Consider the following 23,563-nt stretch of genomic DNA (forward strand, 5'->3'; position numbering starts at 1 on the left):
CAAAGCAGCGCTGTCATTTCGTGATCAGGCGCTCGCGGTTCTTGGCCTTGTCGAAATTTTTGGCGCGGTCAAGGCCGTTCGGTGCGATCAGCTTCGCCGAGACGAGATCGGCGCCGTCGAAATCGGCGTCGATGACGGTTGCGCCGGTCAGATCGGCTCCACCGAGTTGGGCGTTTTTCAGTGATGCACCGGTCAGGTCGGCGCCCCTGAGGACCGCGAATTCGAGGTCGACGCGTGACAAATCGGCGTTGCGCGCGTTCAGCCGTTCCAGATTGGCGGATCTCAATACCGCACGCATCAGCCCCATCGACTGGTTGCGCATATCGGCGCCAAGATGCGCGTTCGCAATCGAGGCGCCGACCAGGCTTGCGCCGGTGAGGTCAGCAGCAATGCGCGCTCCTGACAGGTTCGCGCCGTCGAGACGCGCACGTGCCATCTGCGAGGCGAACAGGTTGGCGCCCTTTAGGCTCGCGCCCGTGAGATCCGCATCCAGCAGCCACGCTTGATCGAGGATCGCATGATCAAGCTTCGTGCCGACAAGCCTCGTCTTGTTGAGCCGCGCCGCGCGCAGAATTGCGTTGGAAAGATCGAGCCCGGAGAGGTCGAGACCCGACAGGCGCTTGCCGGTGAAATCTACGGGTGTAGCAGCGCTGGTCTTGGCGAGCACGGCCTCGACGTCCTGCCGGCCCATTTCGGCGGAGACCATGGCGGGCGATGAAAGGTCGACGTCGCGCATCATGTCCTGAGCTCGCGCCGCCAGCACGACAAGAGCGAGGCCAAGCGTCGTCAGGGCGATCCTTCGCTTCATGGTCAACTCCGCCGAGCGCTTATTTAGCACGGGCCCGGCGCTGCTGCCTATGAGACATCACGCCCGGCGCGTTCGCCGCCAAGTTCGCCTTGGGTCCGCCGCACAAGGTCTGCCTTGATCGCGAATATCTCTGCGTCGCCGCGTGCGGCGCGTGGGATACTGATGGGTACCTCGGCAAGAATGCGCGCCGGGCGTGGCGACAGCAAGAACAGGCGGTCGCCGAGACGGATCGCATCGTCGAGACTGTGGGTGACGAGCAGCGTCATCACCGGGCGGCTCGCGACCAGCGTCGCGATCTCGTCGCGCAGGCGGCCGGCGAGCGCATCGTCGAGCGAGGCGAGGGGCTCGTCGAGCACGAGCAGATCGGGCTCGACCGCAAAGGCGCGGGCAAGTGCGACGCGCCGGGCAAGGCCCAGCGACAATTCGCCGGGAAAGTGGCTGCGATGCGCGTCCAGCTCCAAAATCCTGAACAGCGCGGACAGTTCTGCGTCGGAGACGTCAGGCGCCGCCAGCCGTACGTTCTGTTCGACCGAGCGCCATGGCAGCAGCCGCGGCTCCTGGAACACCATGCCGATGCGGGCCTCCGGCGGCCGCGCGATGCGTCCCTGAAATTCGTGATCGAGCCCGAGGATGATGCGCAGCATCGTGCTCTTGCCGCAACCGGACGGGCCGATCAGCACGCCGACCTCGCCGGATTGAAGCGCGAATTTGACCGGCGCCAGCACCTCGTGCGTCTCGCCCGCGGCACTTCTGAACGTCTTGCCCGTGATCTCGACCTCAAGCCGCACGGGGCCGCCACCGTGTTGCGCGGGCTTCGAACGGCTGCACCAGCAGGGTTTCGATCAAGAGGACGACGGCGGCGAAGGTCAACGAATAGGCCAGCAGCCGCGGCGTATCGAACAGCTGAAACGCGACGCCGATCTCGAAGCCGACGCCGTTCGGCCGTCCCAGCAGCTCGGCGACCAGCACGATCTTCCAGACCAGCGACAATCCGGAGCGGGCGGAGGCCGCGATATAGGGCGCAAGCTGCGGCAGCACGACGTGGCGGAAGGCGCGCCAGCGCGGCATCGCGAACACGCTGGCCATTTCGTCGAGCGAACGGTCGAGCGCGCGCGTGCCCTCGCGCAACGTGACGATGGCGGTCGGCAACTTGTTGATGGCGATCGCCGCGATTGCGGCGGCCTCGGTGAGGCCGGCCCAGATATAGGCCAGCACGATCACGACCAGCGCGGGCAAATTGAGCAGCAGGATCAGCCAGGGGTCACCGAGCCGGTCGGCGAGCTTGACCCGCCCCATCAGATAACCGATGGCACTGCCGACTGACATCGCCAGCACGAAGGCGAGGGTCACGCGCGCCAGCGTGACGCCGAGATGCAGGAACAACGCACCGCTCGACGCCTCCGCGATGATGACATTGAGCACGGCGGTCGGGGAGGGCAGCTTTGCGCCGCCGACGAACAGCGCGGCGATCCACCAGACCGCGAGAAACAGGGCAAACGAGAGAAAACGCAGCACCTCAGTCTCCGGGGACTGCGTGATAGAAGGTGCCGGGATCGAGTTCCGCCGCAGGGCCGACGAGGTCACGCCCGCCGACCTCGGCGAGCACGCGGTAGAGCACGCGCGCATCCGCCTCCTCATCGACGATGCTCCGGCGCGGGATGCCGTCGCGATAGCGGTCGCGGTAGGTCTTGAGCATCGCCGCATCGGTGGTGCCGGTGAGCGGCGCGATCTTGTCCCAGGCCGTGTCGGACGTCACCAGCAACCGCTTGGCCTTGCGGGTCATCGCGATGAAGCGCGCCACGGCATCGCGATGCCCCGCCGCCCAGCTCTCGTCGAACACATAGCCGATCGCGGAGACCGCGCCCTTGGCCCCGAGCTCCGGCAGGATGTCCTCGATGCCGGCGAGGCGACGAAAGCCCTTGGCCTCGAGCTGTGCGCAGAAATTCCAGAAATTGAGGCTCGCATCCATCTCGCCGTCGAGCGCCTTGGCTGCGATCAGCGGTGGCGCACCATAGACGATCGTGGCATCGGATTTCAGGTCGATGCCGTCCTGCTTCATCCGCGCCTGCAGCAGCAGCCAGCTCTTGTCGATGGGACCGCCGCCGACCGCGAGCTTACGGCCCTTCAAATCGGCGAGCGTCTTGATCGGCGAGGCCGCAGCCACCATCACCGCGCCAAGTGCGCTGGAATAGGGATAGAAGGTCAACTTGGCGCCGAGCGCGCGCTCGCGCGACACCCACAGCCAGTCCGATAGGATGATGTCGGCACTCCCGGCGCGCAGCGCGATCTTGCCGGCCTCAGGGCTCGCAAACTCGGTGACGTCGAGCGTGAGGTCGGCCTCCTTGTCGAGCCCGCCCGCGCGGATCGCGGCCAGCTCCCAGGAGAATGTTCCGGTCTTCTGCACTGCAAGGCGGATCGTATCCGCGGCGCGGCCGGACGTCGCCAGTGTCAGCGCCAGCGTTACCGCGAGCGCAAAAGTTCGTCCAGGCGCCCTCAGACCAAATACTCTCATCACCTTGTGAGCCGTTTCCTCAGATAGAATGCTTTTCAGGACAATACGCATAGCATAGGTTTCGTCGCAACCAGCGGGAGGACGCGCATGAATCTGGCGGCACAGCTACGACCGATTGTCGCCGCATTGGCAGTGTGGGCTGCGACCGCGTGCGTGGCGCAGGCCGGAGAGGCCAACGATTATCCAACGTCGGCGCGCGCGGAATACGTCTATGGCTGCATGAAGGCCAATGGCGAGTCGCGGCAGTCGATCGAGCAATGCTCCTGCTCGATCGACGTGGTGGCCTCGATCGTGTCCTACGACCGCTACGTCACCGCGGAGACGGCGCTGAGCATGTCCCAGGTCCGCGGCAATCTCGGTGTCCAGTTCCGCACGTCAGAGCAGGCGAATTCGGCCGTGAACGACCTCAGGCGCGCGCAGGCGGAAGCGGAGGTCAGGTGTTTCTGACGGCAGCTGCACGCCAACCGTATTCGTCATGCCCGAGCTTGTCCCGCCTGCGCCGCCGAAGCCGCTTCGGCGAGGCGAAGGCCCGGGCATCCACGTTCTTACGGTAGGCGCGAAGTTCGTGGATGGCCGGGACAAGCCCGGCCATGACGACCGAGAGACCTAAGTCCCCGGCTTCTCCGCATCCCACTCGTTCCGGAACACGTGCCCATCCGTGTCCTTTGCCTCCGCGCGAAAGCGCTTGGCGCCGTTGGCCACGTACGTGAAGCGCAGATTGGGATCTTCCGAGATCGAGATGCCGCCTTCCATCGACAGCACGGGGCTGTCGTCCTGTGTCAGCTTGAGCTGGTTGACGAAGAAGGCGGGAATATAGAGCTGCGTGACCTGGTCCATTTGCAGGCCGGAATTGTTGGGATGGCCGATCATGATCTGCGCTTCGCGGACGCGGCTCGCCGGCGCATCCTCGCGCGCGAATTGCCGGTAGCGCATCTGGCCGAGCCGGTTCCTGGCTTCCTCGATATTCTTTCCCGCCGGCGCCGAGCAGCCGCCGGAGGCCTTCACGTAAACTTTCGAGACATAGAGCTGGCCGTCGCTGAGCTCGGCGACCGCATGGACATCGGTATAATTGTTGACGCGCACGCGCGTGGAGATCTCGGTGACGTTGGCATCCGGTCCGAGCTCGAACTTCGCCGCCATCGGCGCGGGGTTGCGGTCGATCACCAGCGTGATTGAGCGGATGCGCCGCGCGTCGCCGGGCGAGAGCTTGCTGCGCAGGGTCACCGGCACGATGGCCGCGTCCTCGGCGCGATAGGGCATCTCGATGCCGATGACATCGTTGCCGTCGTTCATCGGCCGGTTGCTGAATATGTCCTGTACGAGGCCCGGCCAGGGGTCGTCGGCCTCTTCGGCCCGCGCCGGCATGGCGAAGGCGATGCCGAGGAGCAGGGCGATCAACGGCAGACGGCGTGTGCATCCCGGCATGGTCATGATCCCGCGCGGACGAAACATTGCTCAGTGTAGCGTAGCGCGCCCGTCACTCCCATTCAATTTCCGAAAATGCTGCGGTTGCGTTGCGGGCATTGTAGTCGTCGAACAGCTCCCACTGCGGCCGTTCCGACGCGGCCGCCTTGTCCGCTGCGGTGCGGATCGGCGCACCCCTCCTGTTCAGTGAGCGAACGTCCGACAGCAGCGTTGACAGGTAACGTCGTTCATCGGCCAGTGCGGCGGGCCACTCGCTCACGGGTCCGTGACCGGGAATAACGCGCAACGCCGGGATGGCCTGCAGTCCCTTCAGCGCGTCGAGCCAGCCGCGGATGCTGCCGTCCATGACAGGAATGTGGCGGAGAAAGACAAGGTCGCCCGCGAACAGGGTTTTGCTGGTCTCGTCGAACACGGTCAGATCGCTGTCGCTGTGCCCGGCCGGCCAGGTCTGCAAGATCAAGCGGCGCGAGCCGAGATCGAGCGTCAGCGCATCTGACACGAGCGTTGTGGGCGGCACGATCTTCACGGGAGCGATCAGCTCGTCGCCCATGATGCGTCTAAAGTTGTCGAGATAATATGGTCCGCGGCTCGCGAGCGCTTGCGGCAGCTTGCTGTGGCCGACGAATCCGGTTCCCTCCGCAACGAAGGCGGCATTGCCAAAGACATGATCGGGATGGCCGTGGGTGTTGATGACGTAGCGGATCGGCTTGCCGGTGCGCGCCCGCACGGCCGCCAGCAGCGCCTCGCCCTCGCGCAGGCTGCCCCCCGTGTCGATCACGGCCACCGCATCCTCGCCGACGATGAAGCCGACATTGGCGATGTCGCCTTCATTCTCGCGGGTCATGAGCGCGATGGCCCCGGAGTGTACGAAGATTCCCGGCGCGACTTCGCTCACAGGCAATTCGGCCGCTTCTGTACGTGCTAGCGTCGTAAGCCCCAGCAGGGACAAGGCCGCGATCACGAGAACGATGCGAGACACTTTTCCGCCTCAGTTCAAAGGGTCGCGTGCATTGCACTGCAGCAAGATCAAGCCAGCACAAAGTTTGGCAAAACATGGCGCGTCATGCGTTGCATGGATAACATTCAAACAAAACGTGGAGGAAGCACGATGACGGAGACCGGACGACATCGTTGCTGGTTGTTTTCACTGTGGGTGCTGGTCGCATCCTGCGTGTCCGGTGACGCCGCCATCGCGCAGACGAGCGAGACCGGCGACCTCTCGTTCGAGCTGGTCGATCCCAAAGTGCTGCGCGTCTGCGCCGATCCACGCAATCTGCCTTTCTCCAATGAAAAGGGCGAGGGGTTCGAGAACAAGCTCGCCGAGCTGCTCGCGGACAAGCTCCAGAAGAAGCTCGACTACGTGTTCTTCCCGCAGGCCACCGGCTTCGTGCGGATGACGCTGGGCGCGCATCGCTGCGACGTCATCATGGGCTTTCCGCAAGGCGACGATCTGGTGCAGGGCACCAATCCCTATTACCGCACGACCTATGCGCTGGTCGCCAAGAACGGCAGCGGGCTCGAGGGCGTCGATACGCTCGAGGACGCGCGCCTGAAGGGCAAGCATGTCGGCATCGTCGCCGGTACGCCGCCGGCGACCAACATGGCGCTGGCCGGCCTGATGGGCGATGCAAAACCCTATCCGCTGATGATCGACACGCGCTTCGACAATTCGGCGCAGGCGATGGTTGACGACCTTGCCGCCGGCAAGATCGACGCCGGCGTGCTGTGGGGGCCGATGGCCGGATACTACGCGAAGAAAGCCGGCGCAATGCACGTCACGCCGCTGGTGAAGGAAACCACGGGACCAAAGCTGGTCTATCGCATCGGCATGGGCGTGCGTCCCGCCGACCAGAACTGGAAGCGGCAGCTCAACAGGGTGATCCAGGACAACCAGGGCGAGATCAACAGAATCCTGCTCGACTTCGGTGTGCCACTGCTGGACGAGAGCGATCGGCCGCTCGGCGCGGAGACGGCCAAGAAGACACCATGAGGCGGCCGCTGGCCGCTGCGCTCGTCGCCGCGGTGCTGCTGGCCCCGGCATCGGCGCAGCAGCAGGAGCCGTTCGAGCCTGAAGGCTATCGCACCGACAATTACCGCGCGCCGGTGCCGGCGACGCTTGCCGGCGCGCGCGTTCTGACGACGCCGGAGGCCGAGGCGATCTGGCGCGCCAAGAGCGGCGCTTTCGTCGACGTGCTGCCGCGTCCGCCGAAGCCAAAGAACCTGCCCGAAGGCACGGTATGGCGCGACATGCCGCGCAAAAACATTCCGGGCAGCCTCTGGCTACCCGATACCGGCTACGGCGCGCTGCCACCGGCCATGGACGATTATTTCCAGCTTGGCCTCGCGCGCGCCTCGCACGGCAACAAGGCCGCGCTGCTCGTCATCTATTGCCTCGCCGACTGCTGGATGTCCTGGAACGCGGCCAAGCGCGCGATGGCTTACGGCTACTCCAACTTGGCCTGGTATCCCGACGGCACCGACGGCTGGGAGCGCGCACAGCTTCCGACCGAACAAGCGCAGCCGGAGCCGCGGCCGGAGCAGTAGTGATCGTCATCCCCGGGCTTGTCCCGGGCATCTACGTTCTTCGTGCCGCGTGGCTAACCGTGGATGGCCGGGACAAGCCCGGCCATGACGCCGTGACGTACGAAGCGAGCCTACTGCTTCTGCAGCTTCGTCAGCGTCCCGGTACCATTATTGTCGGTGGCGGAGTACGTCACCCGATCGCCGGCATGAACGGCTTCGAGCATCGCGGCGTCCTTGGCCTTGAACTGCTGCAGCGTACCGGCGCCGCCAGCGCTGCCGCCGACCGTGCCCTTCTGCGTCTGCTGGATCGAGATCGTGTTGTTGAGTCGATCAATCCGCGTGACCATTCCGGTCATGTCGTCGGCAAAGGCGCTGGATGCGAGCATGCTGATCGCCGCAGCGCCTGCGAGGATGAATTTCGTGGTTCCCATCGAGGCCTCCCGGCATTCGAGATTCACATCGACAAGACATCCTAGATCGTTTTGGTTCCGGCTGATAGCGCGGCAAAGGTTAACGATCACGCTGATGTCGCGGGAACAAAAGCCGCCAGCAAGGCTGACGCTATTCCATCTCCTGCTGGATCACGCGGCCGAGGGCGAAAAGGCGCTGGTCGATTGTGGTCGGAACCTCGCAGACGAATCGGACCACCTTGTGGCGGTCCTCGAAGATGCGCGTCTTCCAGATCAGCTCGTTGCTGAGCGCCTCGACCTTGGCCTCGTCGCGCGGCGTTGCACCCTGGAGCGCCTGAAGCGCGAGCGTCTCCTCGCGGATCTTGTCGGCGGCTTCGCGCTGCTTGCGGCTGACCCGTTCGAGCCCGCTCATGACCTGGGAGCGCTGCGCATTGAGCGTGTCGAACAGGCCGGCGAACAGGAGTTTGGCGTTCGCGGCCTTGTCCGTGGCGGAGCCGGCCAGAAATTCCTTCACGGACTTTTCGGCTTCGTCCAGCGGCGTCTTGCGCGCTGATAGCTTTGCGACCAGCGCGGTGATCCTGGTGTCGTCTTTCCACTTGGTCTCGGCGTCACCGAGTTCCGGGCCGGCCCAGACGGCGGCGAGCGAAATCACGGGCACCTTGGCTTGTGTGCACGGCCAGTCGGGATAGCGCGGATCGGCCGCGCGCGCGGCCGTGCCCGCCACTGCGAGCGCCAGAGCGGCAATGACCACGATCCGAGACATCATCCTTCTCCCGCAGGGCCCCGTCGCGCCAGCCCGCGCGAGGGATCATAGGCCAGAATCGCGCCGATCATGAAGACGATTGTGCAGGTCGCGACCACCGCCAGTGAGATCCAGTTGACCTGTCCGTACAGCGCGAAACGGATCAACTCCACCGCATGGGTGAACGGATTGGCCTCGCAGAGGTAGTACAGATAGGGGCTGCCCTCCTGCACCCGCCAGAGCGGATAGAGCGCGGAGGATGCGAAGAACATCGGGAAAATGACAAAATTCATCACGCCGGCGAAATTCTCGAGCTGCTTGATGCCGGAGGAGATCAGCATGCCGAGTGAGCCCAGCATCAGCCCGCACAGGATCAGCGCCGGCAGCACGGTGAGATAGCCCGACGGCGGCGGGGTGATGTCCCAGAACCAGGCGATCAAGAGAAACGCGTAGACCTGGAGCAGCGACACCGCGGTGCCCGCCAGCAATTTGCAGAACAGCAGGAAGCCGCGCGGCAGCGGGCTCACCAGCAGCGTGCGCATATTGCCCATCTCGCGGTCGTAAACCATCGAGAGCGACGATTGCATGCCGTTGAAGAGCTGGATCATCGCCATCAGCCCGGGCGCGATATAGACCTCATAGAGGATGTAGGTCTCGTAGGGCGGGATGATGGAGATGCCGAGCACCTGGCGGAAGCCGGCGGCGAAGATGAACAGCCACACCAGCGGCCGCACCAGCGCGGAGACGAAGCGCTCCCGCTGATGCAGGAAGCGCAGGCCCTCGCGCCAGACGATGCCGGTGAGACAGGTCATGTATTCGCCAGCCGAGAAACCGCGCGCGGCCTCCCGCGTCGTGATGCTGCTCATGCGCCGCCTCCCGACATGGTTTGCGCGCCGGTCAGGCGCATGAAGGCGGTGTTGACGTCCTGTGCGCCCGCTTCAGCGATGACGCTGCCCATCGGCCCCTGCGCCAGCACCTTGCCCTGGTGCAGCACCACGAGGTCGTCGCCGTTCATGATCTCATCGAACAGATGCGTGGCCCAGAGCACGCCGATGCCTTGCTCCGTCACGAGCTGGCGAACATGGCTGATGATGTCGGCGCGTGCCTTGACGTCGAGCCCGACGGTCGGCTCGTCCAGCAGCAGCAGGCGCGGCCGGTGCAGCAGCGCCCGTGCGATCTCCAGCCGCCGCATCTGGCCGCCCGAGAGATCGCGCACCTTGCTGCCGGCGCGCTCTTCGAGCCCGATGCGAGCGAGCAGTTCGGCGCTGCGTGAAGCCGCCTCGCGGCGGCTGATGCCGTGCAGCGCGGCGTGATAGAGCAAGTTCTGCGTCAGCGACAGGTCAAGATCCAGCGTGCGCGGCTGGAACACGACGCCAAGCAGCCGCAGCGCCTCGCCGGGGCTCTTGCCGACGTCGTAGCCGAAAATGCCGACGCGGCCGCTCTGGATTCCGAACAGGCGGGTGATCAGCGAGAACAGCGTGCTCTTCCCCGCGCCGTTGAGGCCGAGCAACGCGGTGAAACTCGCGGGCTGCACGTTGAAGGAGACGTCCATCAGCGCCCGGCGCGGGCCGTAAGCATGGCTGACGCCGTCGATCGACAGCGCCGCCGCTGGATCGGGCCTCGGCGTCTCCTGCGGTTCGGCGATCGGGGCAGGGCTGGTCATGGCGCGATCGTGATGCCCCAGGGCAGTTCGCCCACCTGAATGGTCTTGATCACTTTTTGCGCGGCGACGTCGATGACAGAGACATCGTTCGACACGCCGTTGGTGGTGAGCAAATATTTTTCGTCCGGCGTGAACGCCATGTGCCAGACCCGCTGTCCGACCAACAGGTATTTCGTCACCTTGCGGGTCGCGACGTCGACAACGGCGATGCGGTTGGCCGGACCAAGCGCGACGAAGGCGGTCTTGTCGTCCCGGGTCATGCCGATGCCTACCGGCTGGATCGCCTCTTTCCTCAATCCCGGAATTTCGAAATTGACCTTGCCGATCACCTCGTGCTTCTTCGGATCGATGATCGAGACGGTGCCGCCGATCTCCGATGACACCCACAGTTCTGAACTGTCGTGCTTGAACTCGGCAAAGCGCGGCCGCGCGTCGACCAGCACGTTGGCGACGATCTGGCGCGACGACGTGTCGATGAAATGCGCCATGTTGGTCGTCTCGGACGTGTTGATCAGAATCTTGCCGTCGGGGCTGATGGTCATGCCCTCAGGCTCGACGCCGACCTGGATGTCGCCGAGCCGGGCGCGCTTCTCGAGGTCGATCACGGTCACCGTGTTGTCGTTCTCGTTGGCGACGTAGAGGATCTTGCCGGCCGCATCCTGGGCGAACAGTTCCGGATCCGGCCCGGAAGGCAGGCTGTCCACCACGGCCTGCGTCTTCGCATCGATCACCTGGATGGTGTCGTCGTCCCCGACCGCGACCATCACGAACTTGCCGTCGCGGGTGAAGTCGATGCCGCGCGGGCGCTGGCCGACCTTGATGGTCTTGGTCACGGTCCAGCTCTCGGTGTCGATCACCGACACCGTGTTGCTCTTCTCGTTCGAGACATAGGCGATGAAGGCATGCGCCGGCGCGGCGGCGAGCACTAGTCCGGACAGCAACCCCACACCCCACATGCGCGACATCCGTATCCTCACTTCAGCTTGCATTTGCTCTCCGGGCGATCGTAGCCGAGCGTGTCGAGCTCGGAGACCTGGTGCAGGAAGCCTTCCTGCGGCGACACCGACACCACCATGCGGCCGTCGACCAGCAGGATCGGCTGGCGCAGCTGGAGATTCCAGTCGCGCAGGGTCAGCCGCGTGCCCTTGAAGGCGGCGACCGAGAAGTCCGGGCTTTTGATGAAGTCGGTGACCTTCCTGACATCGCCGGAGCTGGTGCGCGAGGTGGCCTCGCCGAGCATGCGCACCGCGGTCCAGGCCTGCATGTCGAGCGCGGTCATGCGCCGCGCGTTCAGCTTGACGAAGCGGTTCTGCATCTGGATCGCACCCCACTGGTCCTGCGATGCGTCCCAGCTGCGCGGCACGAGGCCGGCGGAGCCCGCGACGGGCCGCGGGTCCCAGGTGCGATAGGGCAGATAGGCGCCGAACACTTCGCTCTCGTCGGCGGCGACCAGCACGTCGTAAGCCGGCGCCTGTTGCGTGAACACCGGCATCTGCCGCTGGATCAGCGTCACGCCGCTGTCGGTGCGCCGTGCCCCGCCGTTGTCCTCGAATGAGCGCTCCTGCACGATCTTGGCACCGAACCGCGTGGCTGTGCGCCGCAGCGCATCGGCAAACAGCTTGTCCTCGTCATGGGAGCCGACCACGAGCAGCCAGCGCTTCCACTGCTTCCACACCAGATACTGGCCGAGCGCGTCCGCCAGCATGGCGCGCGTCGGCGCGGTGTGGATGACATTGGCGCGGCAATCGGCCTCGCGCAGCCGCTCGTCAATCGCCCCTGCGTTGAACAGCAGCGTGCCGCGCTCGCGCAGGGCGTCTGAGACCTTCAGCAGCGCCTCCGCCGGCAGGTCGGAGATGATGAAGCCGTTGCGTGCGGCAAGATCGGTCGCGGCCTGTGCGGCATCCTCGCCCTCCTTGATACGCCGCTCCTCCAGCGTAAAACGCTGACCCAGGAATTTGCCGGTGGTGTTGTTGTCCTCAATGGCGAGGCGCGCGCCGGCGACGCCGTCATTCTCCGCGGGCTGCTCGACCAGCGACAGCGTCGATCTGGTGCCGGCGATTCCGAGATAGCCGACGCCGATCATGACAGGGTCCGCGGCGAGCGCGCTCGTCGCCGCAAGACCAAAGCCGATCAGGCCGAGCAACCATCGGATCATGTTTCCTCCAGAGGTTCTCCCCGGCTTGACCGCTGGTGGAGAATTGTCTCTGTTAAAGCATGACCGATTTGTCAGGGCATGCAACCCCGCATTTCGTCTCCGCACGCGCGAGGCCGGGAATCACGATCATGCGAGCGCTGCTATGTTTCGCGGCTTTGCTGTTGACGGGCTCGGTCGCGTTCGCCGACCCGCCGAAGCTCGCGGTGTTCGATTTCGAGCTGATCGACACCAGCCTGCCCGGCGAGTTCTACGGCTCCAAGGCGGAAGAGGCACGGCTCCTGCGCATCAGCGAGCAGCTCCGCAAGGCACTGATTGAGTCAGGCAGGTTCCAGGTGCTCGATATCACGCCGGTCAGGGACGCCGCACGTCACGCGAACTTGCAGGCCTGCGGCGGTTGCGCCCTCAAGCTCGCCGGGGAGCTCGGTGCCGACCTCGAGATCACCGGCATGGTGCAGAGGGTCTCGAACCTGATCATCAACCTCAACATCTATCTGCGCGACGTGAAGACCGGCAACATGATCACGGCGGCCAGCGCCGACATGCGCGGCAACACGGATGAAGCCTGGACCCGCACGATGAGCTATCTGATCCGCAACCGCCTGCTGGCGCCGAATTACGGGCGGCCGGAGTAGGGGCGTCTTACGCTCCCCCTCCAGGGGAGGGTAAGAGAAACTCACCCCTTCAATCTCTCCGCGTGCCAGTGCAGGTGATCGCCCATGAAGGTCGAGATGAAATAATAGCTGTGGTCGTAGCCCGCCTGGCGCCGCAGCGTCAGCGGGATGCTGGCCTTGGTGCAGGCGGCTTGCAGCAGCTCCGGCTTGAGGTGCTCCTTCAGGAAATTGTCGGCCTCGCCGACGTCGACGAGGAAGCCTGAGAATTTTGCGCCGTCCTCGATCAACGCTACCGTGTCATGGCTGCGCCAGGTATCCTTGTTCGGGCCGAGATAGCCGGTCAGCGCCTTGATGCCCCAGGGCACAAGCGACGGCGCGACGATCGGCGCAAATGCACTGGCCGCGCGAAAACGGTGCGGGTTGCGCAGCGCGACCGTCAGTGCGCCGTGGCCGCCCATGGAATGGCCCATTATCGATTGCCGCTTGGCGTCGACCGGGAAATTCTCTGCCACGAGCTTCGGCAGCTCGTCGGCGACATAGCTCCACATGCGGTAATTGCGCGAAAACGGCGCTTGCGTGGCGTCGACATAGAAGCCGGCGCCCAGGCCGAAATCATAGGCGTTGTTGGCGTCGCCCGGGACGTCGGGCCCGCGCGGTGAGGTGTCGGGCGCGACGAAGATCAGGCCGAGCTCGGCGCATGCCTTGCGGAATTCGCCCTTCTCGGTGACGTTGGCATGGGTGCAGGTGAGGCCGGAGAGATACCAGACCACGGGAAGCTTGGCGCCCTGCGCATGCGGGGGAACATAGACCGAGAACACAATGTCGGTTCCGGTCGCCTGGCTTGCATGGCGATACACGCCCTGCACGCCGCCATAAGATTTGTTGGTCGAGACAGTCTGGATCGTCATGCCGTTATGCTCCGTGGCATCTCACCACATCAGGATTGCAACGCTTGTGTGACCGAATTCGTGGCGGCGGCCCGCGCGTCAGGCGACGCCGCTGTCGATCGCCAGCCGCACCAGCTCGACCGAGGTCTTCACGCCAAGCTTCTGGCGCATGATCGAGGAGGTGTTGGCGACCGTCTTGTAGGACGATTGCACCAGCCAGGCGATCTCGGACAGGCTCTTTCCGGCGCTGAGCAGCCGCAGGATCTCCATCTCGCGCGCATTGAGCTTCGATAGCGGATTTTGCGCCAGCGCCGGTCCCGCGAAGGCGATGCTGCGTGCGATCGCGGTCGGAAGATAAGTGCCGCCGCTGCCGACGGCGCGGATCGCCTCGACGAGGTCGTCGGGGTCGCCGGTCTTGGAGACGTAGCCCTTGGCGCCGCATTCGATCGCGCGCGCGGCGAAAGCAGGATCGTCGTTCATGCTGAACATGATGATGCGGGCCTCGGGCGCACGCTCGAGGATGCGGCGCGCGAGCTCGAAGCCGGACACGGTCGGCAGGTTGATGTCGATGATCGAGAGGTCGGGGCGTTCGACGATGAAGACGCATTCGCCGTCCTCGGCGTCGGCGGCCTCCAGGATCTCGATCTCGCCCTCGTCGGCCAGCACGGCACGGCAGCCGGAAGCCACGATGGGATGATCGTCGACGATCAGAATGCGCATAGGCGTTCCTCGCGACAGCATCGGCCTGTTTCGCGCCCGGCCGGGATTACTGTACGCTTTCGATTAGATATCGGGGGCTTCGCCTCTGTCAACGTCATCGGGCAGACGCGGGCCAACCTTCGCGGGGCGACAGGCGGCACCAATGTGGCAAAATCTATCCTTGCGCGCGCGCATCAATCTGTTGCTGGCGCTGCTGCTGGCATTGGGGCTCGCGGTCAATATCGGCCGGCAGGTCGCGGAAGCCGGGCCGCGGGTGCAGGCCGAGGACCAGAGCGTGATCCGGCTCGCGCGCGAATTCATCGAGATGATCGTGGCGGATCTGAACGAGGCGCCCGATCCGGCTGCCCGGCTGAACCAGATCGCGCGTGATCTCAGCCGCCTGCGCCATGTCAGCATCGCCCTCAAGGATACCGGCGGGAACCCGCTGACGCCGCCGCGGACCGAAGCCGACGACACGCGCGGGCCGCCGGCCTGGTTCGTCAGCCTGGTTCATCCCGAGCAGACCGCGGTGAGTGTGCCTGTTTCGATCCATGGCGGGCCGGGTTCGCTGGTGATCACTGCGCATCCCGATGACGAGATCGCCGAGATCTGGGACGCCGTCGTGACCCAGCTCGAGGTCGGCTCGGCAATCGCGCTGGCGCTGTTCCTGGTCATGATGAACGTGGTCGGCCGGGCGTTGGCGCCGCTGCAGTCCCTCGCGGATACGATGGCCGAGCTCGAAGGCGGGCGTTATCAGGCGCGCGTCGCGCCGGGCGGCGCGCCGGAGCTCGCCGCGATCTGCACCAAGCTCAACCACCTTGCGGCAACGCTGGGCGAAGCGGTGGAGGACAAGCGGCGCCTCGCCGAGCGCACGGTGTCGCTCCAGGACGTCGAGCGCAAGGAGATCGCGCGCGAGCTGCACGACGAGTTCGGGCCGTATCTGTTCTCGCTACGCGCGCATGCCAGCGCGCTGGCGAAGCAGGCGGATGGACGCGCTCCGAGCGCGGAGGCCGTGCGAAAGCACGGCACCGCCATGCTGGAGCAGATCAACGCGCTCCAGCAGTTCAATCGCCGCGTGCTGGAGCGGCTCCGGCCCGTGGGCCTCGCCGAACTCGGCCTGCGCCAGGCGCTCGAATCGCTGTCGCGGCTGTGGCGGGAATCGCATCCCGACGTCGCGATAAACACCGTGATTTCGCCGTCGCTCGGGGTCACCGGCGAGACCGCCGACCTGACCATCTACCGCATCGTGCAGGAGGCACTCACCAACGTATTCCGCCACGCCGGCGCGACGTCGGTCAATGTCGTCATCGAACCCGTGGAGCCGGCGGAGCGCGACGGCCGCGGCTGCGCCCGGGTGCGGGTCAGCGACAACGGCCGCGGCATGGAGGCGGGCCAGAAGCTCGGCTTCGGCCTCGTCGGCATGCGCGAGCGGATTCTGGCACTGGGCGGCACGCTCAACGTCATCTCCGGCGACGGCGGTCTGACCGTCGAGGCGCTGGTTCCGACGGCGGCGGCCTGACCGCATCGGGAAGAATTCCCGATTTTGTCGGGAAAGCGGGTGTGGACATTGCCCGACCTTTTGTCGCTGGCGGGATTGCGACTGCCGATTACACTCGTCTCAACCAAACGGCGACGATCAAAACAGCCGGTGGTCACGGATGGAAAGGCAGGAATGGGCAAGCGTCTTCGTTTCAAGAGTCTTCGGTTCAAGCGTCGGTGGTTGATGGCCTCGGTGTCGGCAGGGGTGATATCGGGGTTGGTCCTCGCGGGCCCCGCCGGCGCCGCGCAGGACGAGCAGACCAACGTGCAAAACCTGCCTCCGGTCGAGGTGACGGCGCCATCGCAGCCGACGGCGAGGCGTAGCACGCCTCCGCGACCGGTTGCGCGCGTGGGGGCGCCGTCATCCGCCAGCCCCAGGACACGCCTTTATGTTTATCCGACTTCGCCGGGCACCGGCCGCGGTCTCGAGGTCGACAAGGTCCCTTCGGCGATCAACGCCGTCGATGCCAGCCAGATCAAGCGGACCGGCTCGCTGAACATCACCGACGCGCTACGCGACAACATTGCTGGAATCAACATCACCGAGGTCACCGGCAATCCGTTTCAGCCGGATGTCGAATTCCGCGGCTTTGTCGCCTCGCCCGTAACGGGCACGCCGCAAGGCTTGGCCGTGTATCAGAACGGCGTCCGCATCAACGAGGCCTTCTCGGACGCCGTCAACTGGGACCTGATTCCGACTGCCGCGATCAGGTCGGTGACGCTCGTTACCAATAATCCCGCCTTCGGCCTGAACGCGCTGGGCGGCGCGATCAATTTGCAGATGAAGGACGGCTTCACCTATCAGGGCGCGGAGCTCGATCTTATGGGCGGCTCGTTCGGCCGCATCCAGGGCTCGGCGCAATGGGGCAAGACCGTCGACAAGAACTACGGCGTCTATGCCGCGCTCGAAGGTCTGCGCGATAACGGTTTCCGCAACTTTTCCCAATCGACCGTGCGGCGCTTCTACGGCGATGTCGGCTACAAGGCCGGCGACAGTGAATTCCACGCCAACATGGGCATCGCCAAGAACGATTTCGGCGCCAGCGCCACCGTTCCGGCCGAGCTGCTCGATAAATATTGGGGCGCGACCTACACGACGCCGCAGACGACGAGCAACCGCGTCGGCTACCTCAACCTGACCGGAAAGGCTGATGCGACGCCGACCTGGACGCTCGAAGGCACCGCCCATGTGCGCCGCTACGAGCAGAAGCTCGTCGACGGCAACCCGACCGACGTGCAGGAATGCGCCATCGCGGGACTGCTGTGCTTCGGCGACGACACGACGCCGGCCAACGGCACGAACGGCGCCCAGCTTGCCAATCCGTATCCGTCAGGGACCATCCTCGGCGAGATTGATCGCAGCTCGATACGCTCGACCACCTTCGGCGTGTCGGGGCAGGCCACCAACACCGATCAATTGTTCGGGCACGACAACCGCTTCGTGATGGGCGCGACCTACGACGCCAGTGTCACGCGCTACAACGCCACCGCCGAAATCGGCTCGATCGGAGCAAACTACGTCGTCAGCGGCAGCGGCCTGTTCCTGGGACCGACCGGCGTACCGGATACCGTTGCCGGTCCCGTCTCGCTGCGGACCGTCAACCAATATAACGGTCTCTACGCGATGGACACGTTCAATGTCACCGACGCCTTTGCCGTCACCGGCGGCGGCCGCTTCAACGTGGCGCGCATCACGCTGGAAGACCAGCTCGGCACCGACCTCAACGGCGATCACACCTTCACCCGCTTCAATCCGGTGATCGGCGGCACCTACAAGATCACGCCGGAACTGACGGCCTATGCGGGCTATTCCGAGGCGAACCGCGTGCCGACGCCGCTCGAGCTCGGCTGCTCCGATCCGGCCCGTCCCTGTCTCATCGCCGCGTTTCTCGTCTCCGATCCGCCGCTGAAGCAGGTCGTCTCCAAGACGGTGGAAGCAGGCCTACGCGGGACCAGGGAGCTGAACATCGGCACGCTCGGCTGGAAAATCGGCGGCTTCCGCGCCACCAATTATGACGACATCGTCGCGATCCCCGTTCCCGGCCGCACCGGCTTCGGCTATTTCTCCAATGTCGGCCGGACCAGGCGGCAGGGGCTCGAGGCCGAAATCAACATCAAGTCGCCGACGCTGCAATTCCAGGCAAGCTACGCCTTCGTTGACGCGCGTTTCCTCGACGCGTTGACCATCGGCTCCAACAGCCCGTTTGCCGATGCCGACGGCAACATCCAGGTCTCGCCCGGCAACCAGCTCCCTGCCATCCCGCGCCACCGCGTCAAGCTCGGCATCGACTATGCCGTGACCGACGTCTGGAAAGTCGGCGGCAACGCGCTGTTCGTCTCCAGCCAATATCTGGTCGGCGACGAGTCCAACCAATATGCGAAGCTGCCGTCCTATACGGTCTTCAACCTCCACACCTCCTACCAGGTGGCCAAGAACATCCAGCTCTACGGCAAGGTCGACAACATCTTCGACAAGCGCTACGCCACCTACGGCCAGTTCTTCGACACGGGAGCCGTGCCCAACTTCACCAATGGCGGCAACGATTTCACCGACCCGCGCTCGCTTAGCCCGGCAAGGCCAAGAGCGTTCTATGCGGGAATGCGGGTGACGTTCTAGGCCGGTGCCATTCTTGGGCCCTTTGGCGGAACTCACCGAGCAAACGGGAACTCGTCCGCTGGTAGATGACTTCCGGACATTCAATCGATTAATCGATTGTTAGGACGTTCCATTGCAAGTAATCATTACGAAAAATAACAACCATTCCGGGTTCCATCGCCCGGATCAATTGCATGAATGTACCGGCTTTCCTGATCGCAGCGGCTCTTGGCGCAGCATTTCTTGCGGTGGAGTATAAGTGGTACTACCAGCCCGACATGTTCAGTCCGGATGTCGTGATCAGCGTCTTCTCAACGGACCATATGAAAGCTCGCGCAGCAGTTCGGCATGCGCTGATTGACCCCGACTCGGCCAAATTCAGCGCATTGCGCTCAATCGAGGCCGACGCAGCGAGATACGTTTGCGGCGCCGTCAAAGCAAGAGATAAGTCCGGCCAATTGGTCGACGCAGCTTTCGTCTACACTGTGGCGATTGACTTTGCCCGCATCGATGACGACGGCCGGATCTCGAATCAGCGCTCGGGATACAGATCCTGCCCCTCTGAACTCGATAAGGTCGCGCAGCAGCGGCCGGCCTCGACGTCCGGTCTGTTGTCGGTCGCGAACACCGTCCAGAAGATGCAGGCCGACACGTCGGCCGCATCAGCTCTGACGACGCTTGCGCCATCGGCGGGCGGAGCGTCGGCCGGCGGAACTATGGAGCATCAGCTCCGCGAGTTGGCCGCACGGACTGTCCCGCCCGCTTCGGCAAATGGAGAGCAAGCAGGTCCTACGGTGAAGCGTGGGGCCGGCAAGGAGAGCGAGAGGCAAGCCGATCAGCCGCCGGCCGCATGGCCCGCATTCCCTCCGGATCATCCTTTGGGGAAGTCGACCCGGAAACGGACCCCGTCCGAAGCGCTGGCCTTGGCGAAAGACGTCGAGGAACGCTGGGAGCAAGCGAAGTTGTCCGGAGATATCACCAAGCGTCCGTCGTCCGAGGAAATCAAAGAGGCTTGTCGAGCGCTTCGTATGATCGATCCCAAGGACAGCGACTATCAAAAAGCCTGGGCAGCTTTCTTGCGGCTCCAGAGAATCGACAGCGACATTGCGACGAAGTGAAACTGGAATAGCGAAGAACCGGCTTCCGACAATCCACCCCGCCGCAGCCTGCGCTGAAATCGCTGTCTTAACCGGCGGTAAACCATCGCAAATGATCCGAAAAGTTTAACGAAACTGCCAGGCTGTTTCTGCGTCGATCTGTCGGAGGGCCCGTCCGATGACAGAGCACCAGTTGAGAGAGCAGGAATTCCGGATCGCGCGCTATCGCCGCCTGGAGCGGGAGGTGACCGATCCGCTTGCCGCATGTCTGCTTCACGGCATCATCGAGGACCTCGAAGCCGAGCTGCGCAGGGAAAGACCGGATTGGCACGGGCCGCGCGATTAACGCTTTGTTAGCGCTGATCGTGCGGATTATCCGTGTGGGAATACCAGGGGGAGACTGCTCCCATGCTGAAGGACGGCACCTACGCGGCGTGGTACAAGACGCCGCTCGACCAGGGGACCGGCATCGTCCATGTCGCAGACGGACAGATCTGGGGCTGCGACAGCCTGATGACCTATCACGGCTCCTGCAAGGTCGATGGAGATCGCTTTACCGCCACCGTGTCGACGAAGCGTCACACCGACGGACGTGCAACGGTCTTCGGCGTCGACGATGAGCTCACGCTGGACATCGAGGGAAACTGCCCCGGCAAGGTCGCGACCTACACGGCGACGGCCGCGCAGGTGCCGGGAATGATCCTCCAGGGTACGCTCATTCTCTCGGAACAGCCGCCGCCCGCACCTGAACAAGCCGGACAGACACCGGCGTTCAACCCCGCCAAGATTCCAAAGTTGCCGAAGCGCTCGCGCTGAGGGGCCAATCGCGTTCACTGCGGAGAGAAGAGCTGATCCGAGTTGTGATCCCACAGCAGGCGTGGATCGCTCGGCCTAGTGCGAGGGACTGCAGTCCAGTTCCTTGATCCTTCCGGCGGCGTCAAAGGCAAAAAGCGCCCTCATGATACCAGTACTGGTGACATAAGAGATCATGGTTCCGTCGTCCGAGGGATTGAGATCGTCCAACGTGCCTGCCGGATATTTTCGGAGGCGATCGAGCCAATAGGCACGAAGTGCTTCGCGGCCGGTAATGGTTTGGATACCACAGCAGCCGCAGTGCACAATGGCATCTTCGGCATAGAGTTCCAGGATCGCTTCGATATCGCCCGCGCGGTAAGCATCGAGCCAATCAACCGCGAGGGCCATCGGGTCAAAGGACATATTTGTCACCTGCTGCCGTCGCTGAGATTTAGGTCGGCTTAACCCGCTAAGCCCCTTTCTCCGATCGATTAATTGTATTTTAATGCCCTCACCCGGCCAGGCCATATGGCGAAGGACATAGATGACCGGGCCGAGGCTGAGGCCATGTTAGACGGGGCTGCGAAGCAGGGCATAGTCAAGCGCATCCGGCTTGTGATCGTCGATCCACAGCCGATCGTTCTACAGGGATTGAAGTCGATCCTCGGGACACAGCCGGACTTCAATGTTGTCGCATCGTCCAGCGATGGGACAAGCTGCCTCGCAGCAATTCGGAATTTGACGCCTGACTTCGCGTTTCTTGCCGACAAGGTGCCGGATCTGACGGTCTCCGAGATTCTCGCGGTTGTGAAGGCTGAGAAGCTTTCCACGCGCCTGGTGTTCTTTACCGAGGCCGAGATCGGCCACGATCTGGCTGCAGCCATCGCCGCCGGCGCCTGCAGCGCAATTTCGAAATATGCCTCGCCTGCGACTATGCTGCGATCACTGAGGCTGATGACGAAGAGCGGTGTGTCGCTGCAGCAGTCCGATCTCTCGCCAACCGGCAAGGAAGCGGACGGCGATGGCAAAGTCGAAAAGATTCTGGAGCTATTGACGGACCGGGAACGTCAAATTGCGCGCCTCGTGTCGGAAGGAATGTCGAACAAGGAGATCGCGCGCCAGCTGAACGTTTCCCACGGGACGGTCAAAGTCCACCTCTACAATATCTTCCAGAAGCTTGAGATCACCAACAGAACCGTGCTCGCGACCATCGCATTGTTGCAACGTCCCTCCGGCTTCGGGACGCTCTCGCTGGCCTTTCTGGCGCTCGCAATTGCGGACGAACTCAAGGCGTCGGAAGCGAACGACATCTTTCCGGACGACAACAGCATCGGCCACGCGGGCGAGCACGCCGAATATGAGCCCTGGAAAAAAGCGATCCTCCGGCACCTCATCTGGGAATCCGGCGAGACGTCCACGCTCACCCAGAGAGACTTTTTCGCCAAGGCCAGCCAAATCACGAACCCGGCGGCGGCAATGGAAGCATTGCGCGCCGCCGAGCAATCCGTGGGCTCGAAGCCGTGGAAACACGACGGTCCTGTCGGATCGAGTGCGCCCAATCTTCCTGCGCCTTTGGTGCGAGGAACAAACGACATACAGATCGGAAGTGACCCGGCCCCAGAACATCAATTCCCGCGGCTTGCTTCCAGTCCGACGTTGATTCACGGAGGGTATGGCAGCTTCGCCGTTCTCACCGGTGCGTTGATCTACGCGCTGCAAGACCCTCATTTCGCCGCGCAATCGCACGACGCGCGCCAAGCATTGATCGACAGCTTCCTGGCCGCCACCGAAACGAATGCGACCACAAAACTGGCCGCGATAACCCATGCTGACGCCAATCATGCGGACAATTCAGCCTCGGGTGTCCTGTCTCACGATTTCCGTCTGTCTTCCGCCGCTGTCACCACCGCAAGCGACAACTCCGCGCAAGACGGCGCTCGGGGCCAAACGGGCGCAAGGGATGCGGGTGACAACCTCGAAAAACCTCTTGCCGCATTGGACTTGGATCACGATGGCAGTGGTCATGATGCCGGGATTGACGGACTTGGCCGCGGTCAACTGACCGCTGGCAACATCGAAAACGTTGTCTATCGCTCTCCGATCGATTCCAAGTCCACGTCTTCCGATTCTGTCTTCGATTTCGCATCTGGGCCGGGCAGGATCAATCTTGCGGCTTTCGGAGCACTTGCCTGGCTGCATATGACAGCGGCGACCAAGTCCATACCGCCACATACACTCGCCTGGGTCTACAATTCCGCAACCAATGAAACGATCGTCTATGTGAATCCGACCGATCGTATCCTCGATATCGGGGATCGCAGCCTGCTGGAAATTCATCTGGACGGGATTGTCGCCATTGCGGAGACGGATGTCGTCTCCGAGCCAGACGTCGCGGTTGTCGCGGCCACCTTGGAGCAGCTCGAAGTAGCGCTGATATCGGCGACCGCAATCGATGAGACTGTTCTCAGTACAGACAGTATCCATGCGATTGTCGATGAGGGCGAGAGCACAATTGGGAGGGCTGGCGCCTGGACCGTTCTGGCCGACGACGGCTTGGGATTCCAATTCGGGCGCTCTCGGACCGGGGTGGGGGCCTCGACGAGATCCGAAACCTTCACGAGCGGTTCGGCGGATCCGAGGGAAGAGAGCGCTGGTGCGTCCGGCGAGCCGGCTCACGCATCATCAATCGCGCTCGCCCATAGCGCGGCAGTTCCGGAAGCTGAAAAACTTGGATCGAAGAATGAGCCCATCAATGCGGGCTCTGGCGCTTTGTCCACGACCACCGAACCAGGCGTCACGACAGCCGGTAGCGCGGACCACGGCAACTCGCAACACGCTTCGGAGCCAGAGCCTGCAAAGGCGGCCGAAGCGAACTCCAACCCGGGCCACGGCGCCGGCAATGAAAAGGAGCATCCTTCTCCGGCTTCGGACGGTCCTCCAGGGTCGGCGAGCACGGCAGAACCGAGCGGCGCGGAACACAGCAAAGCGGGGCACCCAACGTCTGCAAAGGCAGCGGAAGCAACTGAGAGCGTCGAAACGGCGGATAAAGCGGACCACGGTTACTCGCAGCATGCGTCAGGGTCTGCAAAGCCGGCCACCGA

At 63.9% G+C, this 23,563-nt stretch carries 25 protein-coding genes; 10 read left to right on the top strand and 15 right to left on the bottom strand.

Going from position 1 to position 23,563, the window contains the following annotated elements:
* Positions 1–13: 13 nt before the first annotated feature.
* The 4 genes from QSV46_RS24835 to QSV46_RS24850 are packed head-to-tail and all read right to left on the bottom strand — an operon-like array spanning position 14 to position 3,320.
* Positions 14–808: a pentapeptide repeat-containing protein gene (locus QSV46_RS24835; protein ID WP_314957795.1), complete on the bottom strand. Its 795-nt coding sequence runs from the start codon at positions 806–808 to the stop codon at positions 14–16.
* 47 nt (positions 809–855) lie between these two features.
* Positions 856–1,596 (bottom strand): ABC transporter ATP-binding protein, encoded by a 741-nt coding sequence (locus tag QSV46_RS24840; RefSeq protein WP_314957796.1) that lies wholly within the window; start codon positions 1,594–1,596, stop codon positions 856–858.
* The gene (locus QSV46_RS24845) at positions 1,586–2,323 is read right to left on the bottom strand and encodes an ABC transporter permease (protein ID WP_314957798.1); all 738 of its coding nucleotides are present in this window, start codon (positions 2,321–2,323) and stop codon (positions 1,586–1,588) included. Before QSV46_RS24845 ends, QSV46_RS24840 begins: the two co-directional genes overlap by 11 nt.
* 1 nt (position 2,324) lies before the next feature.
* Positions 2,325–3,320: an ABC transporter substrate-binding protein gene (locus QSV46_RS24850; protein WP_314957800.1), complete on the bottom strand. Its 996-nt coding sequence runs from the start codon at positions 3,318–3,320 to the stop codon at positions 2,325–2,327.
* 87 nt (positions 3,321–3,407) lie between these two features.
* Between QSV46_RS24850 and QSV46_RS24855 the strand changes: the two genes are divergently transcribed.
* Positions 3,408–3,767 carry a hypothetical protein gene (locus QSV46_RS24855; protein ID WP_314957802.1) on the top strand — a complete coding sequence of 120 codons (360 nt, stop codon included), beginning with the start codon at positions 3,408–3,410 and terminating at the stop codon, positions 3,765–3,767.
* A gap of 159 nt (positions 3,768–3,926) precedes the next feature.
* Here the strand turns inward: QSV46_RS24855 and QSV46_RS24860 are convergent, their stop codons facing one another.
* Both QSV46_RS24860 and QSV46_RS24865 read right to left on the bottom strand, forming a co-directional pair.
* On the bottom strand, positions 3,927–4,745 hold the full coding sequence (locus QSV46_RS24860) for a quinoprotein dehydrogenase-associated SoxYZ-like carrier (RefSeq protein WP_314957804.1): 819 nt from the start codon (positions 4,743–4,745) through the stop codon (positions 3,927–3,929).
* A 52-nt stretch (positions 4,746–4,797) separates the two neighbouring features.
* Positions 4,798–5,724 (bottom strand): quinoprotein relay system zinc metallohydrolase 2, encoded by a 927-nt coding sequence (locus QSV46_RS24865; protein ID WP_314957805.1) that lies wholly within the window; start codon positions 5,722–5,724, stop codon positions 4,798–4,800.
* A 129-nt stretch (positions 5,725–5,853) separates the two neighbouring features.
* On the opposite strand from QSV46_RS24865, the gene QSV46_RS24870 reads away from it, so the two are divergent.
* Both QSV46_RS24870 and QSV46_RS24875 read left to right on the top strand, forming a co-directional pair.
* Positions 5,854–6,735, top strand: coding sequence for a substrate-binding domain-containing protein (locus QSV46_RS24870; RefSeq protein WP_314957806.1), 882 nt, complete (start codon positions 5,854–5,856; stop codon positions 6,733–6,735).
* Positions 6,732–7,289 (top strand): PQQ-dependent catabolism-associated CXXCW motif protein, encoded by a 558-nt coding sequence (locus QSV46_RS24875; RefSeq protein WP_314957808.1) that lies wholly within the window; start codon positions 6,732–6,734, stop codon positions 7,287–7,289. The genes QSV46_RS24870 and QSV46_RS24875 overlap by 4 nt, the downstream gene beginning before the upstream one ends.
* A gap of 110 nt (positions 7,290–7,399) precedes the next feature.
* On the opposite strand, the gene QSV46_RS24880 is transcribed toward QSV46_RS24875, so the two are convergent.
* From QSV46_RS24880 to QSV46_RS24905, 6 genes are all read right to left on the bottom strand, one after another.
* Positions 7,400–7,699 carry a copper-binding protein gene (locus QSV46_RS24880; protein WP_314957810.1) on the bottom strand — a complete coding sequence of 100 codons (300 nt, stop codon included), beginning with the start codon at positions 7,697–7,699 and terminating at the stop codon, positions 7,400–7,402.
* A gap of 130 nt (positions 7,700–7,829) precedes the next feature.
* The gene (locus tag QSV46_RS24885; RefSeq protein ID WP_314957811.1) at positions 7,830–8,444 is read right to left on the bottom strand and encodes a hypothetical protein; all 615 of its coding nucleotides are present in this window, start codon (positions 8,442–8,444) and stop codon (positions 7,830–7,832) included.
* Positions 8,441–9,286 (bottom strand): ABC transporter permease, encoded by an 846-nt coding sequence (locus tag QSV46_RS24890; protein WP_314957812.1) that lies wholly within the window; start codon positions 9,284–9,286, stop codon positions 8,441–8,443. Before QSV46_RS24890 ends, QSV46_RS24885 begins: the two co-directional genes overlap by 4 nt.
* Complete coding sequence (locus QSV46_RS24895; protein ID WP_314957814.1) at positions 9,283–10,083, bottom strand: ABC transporter ATP-binding protein; 801 nt, start codon at positions 10,081–10,083, stop codon at positions 9,283–9,285. The genes QSV46_RS24890 and QSV46_RS24895 overlap by 4 nt, the downstream gene beginning before the upstream one ends.
* A complete protein-coding gene (locus tag QSV46_RS24900; RefSeq protein ID WP_314957856.1) occupies positions 10,080–11,048 on the bottom strand; it encodes a YVTN family beta-propeller repeat protein in 969 nt (322 codons plus the stop codon). The genes QSV46_RS24895 and QSV46_RS24900 overlap by 4 nt, the downstream gene beginning before the upstream one ends.
* A gap of 8 nt (positions 11,049–11,056) precedes the next feature.
* On the bottom strand, positions 11,057–12,238 hold the full coding sequence (locus QSV46_RS24905; RefSeq protein ID WP_314957815.1) for an ABC transporter substrate-binding protein: 1,182 nt from the start codon (positions 12,236–12,238) through the stop codon (positions 11,057–11,059).
* Between the two features lie 59 nt (positions 12,239–12,297).
* Between QSV46_RS24905 and QSV46_RS24910 the strand changes: the two genes are divergently transcribed.
* Positions 12,298–12,870: a DUF3280 domain-containing protein gene (locus tag QSV46_RS24910; RefSeq protein WP_314957817.1), complete on the top strand. Its 573-nt coding sequence runs from the start codon at positions 12,298–12,300 to the stop codon at positions 12,868–12,870.
* A 41-nt stretch (positions 12,871–12,911) separates the two neighbouring features.
* Here QSV46_RS24910 and fghA read toward each other — a convergent pair whose 3' ends face one another.
* The gene (gene fghA, locus QSV46_RS24915) at positions 12,912–13,757 is read right to left on the bottom strand and encodes an S-formylglutathione hydrolase (protein ID WP_314957819.1); all 846 of its coding nucleotides are present in this window, start codon (positions 13,755–13,757) and stop codon (positions 12,912–12,914) included.
* A gap of 78 nt (positions 13,758–13,835) precedes the next feature.
* Entirely contained in the window at positions 13,836–14,456 is a 621-nt protein-coding gene (locus QSV46_RS24920; protein WP_314957820.1) for a response regulator transcription factor, read from the bottom strand.
* Positions 14,457–14,598: 142 nt separating this feature from the next.
* On the opposite strand from QSV46_RS24920, the gene QSV46_RS24925 reads away from it, so the two are divergent.
* The 5 genes from QSV46_RS24925 (at position 14,599) to QSV46_RS24945 (ending at position 20,483) form a co-directional block, all read left to right on the top strand.
* Entirely contained in the window at positions 14,599–15,954 is a 1,356-nt protein-coding gene (locus QSV46_RS24925) for a histidine kinase (RefSeq protein WP_314957821.1), read from the top strand.
* A gap of 153 nt (positions 15,955–16,107) precedes the next feature.
* Positions 16,108–18,591 (top strand): TonB-dependent receptor, encoded by a 2,484-nt coding sequence (locus QSV46_RS24930; RefSeq protein ID WP_314957822.1) that lies wholly within the window; start codon positions 16,108–16,110, stop codon positions 18,589–18,591.
* Positions 18,592–18,764: 173 nt separating this feature from the next.
* On the top strand, positions 18,765–19,688 hold the full coding sequence (locus tag QSV46_RS24935) for a hypothetical protein (RefSeq protein ID WP_314957824.1): 924 nt from the start codon (positions 18,765–18,767) through the stop codon (positions 19,686–19,688).
* Positions 19,689–19,845: 157 nt separating this feature from the next.
* A complete protein-coding gene (locus QSV46_RS24940) occupies positions 19,846–20,013 on the top strand; it encodes a hypothetical protein (protein WP_314957825.1) in 168 nt (55 codons plus the stop codon).
* A gap of 62 nt (positions 20,014–20,075) precedes the next feature.
* Entirely contained in the window at positions 20,076–20,483 is a 408-nt protein-coding gene (locus QSV46_RS24945; protein ID WP_314957826.1) for a hypothetical protein, read from the top strand.
* Between the two features lie 75 nt (positions 20,484–20,558).
* Here the strand turns inward: QSV46_RS24945 and QSV46_RS24950 are convergent, their stop codons facing one another.
* Complete coding sequence (locus QSV46_RS24950; protein ID WP_314957827.1) at positions 20,559–20,885, bottom strand: nuclear transport factor 2 family protein; 327 nt, start codon at positions 20,883–20,885, stop codon at positions 20,559–20,561.
* Between the two features lie 105 nt (positions 20,886–20,990).
* Here QSV46_RS24950 and QSV46_RS24955 point away from each other — a divergent pair.
* Positions 20,991–23,563 (top strand): LuxR C-terminal-related transcriptional regulator (locus QSV46_RS24955; protein WP_314957829.1); only part of this gene is annotated, 2,573 nt, incomplete at its 3' end.

Origin of the sequence: Bradyrhizobium cosmicum, from assembly GCF_032290525.1 — a bacterium.
GTDB classification, from domain to species: Bacteria; Pseudomonadota; Alphaproteobacteria; order Rhizobiales; family Xanthobacteraceae; genus Bradyrhizobium; species Bradyrhizobium cosmicum_A.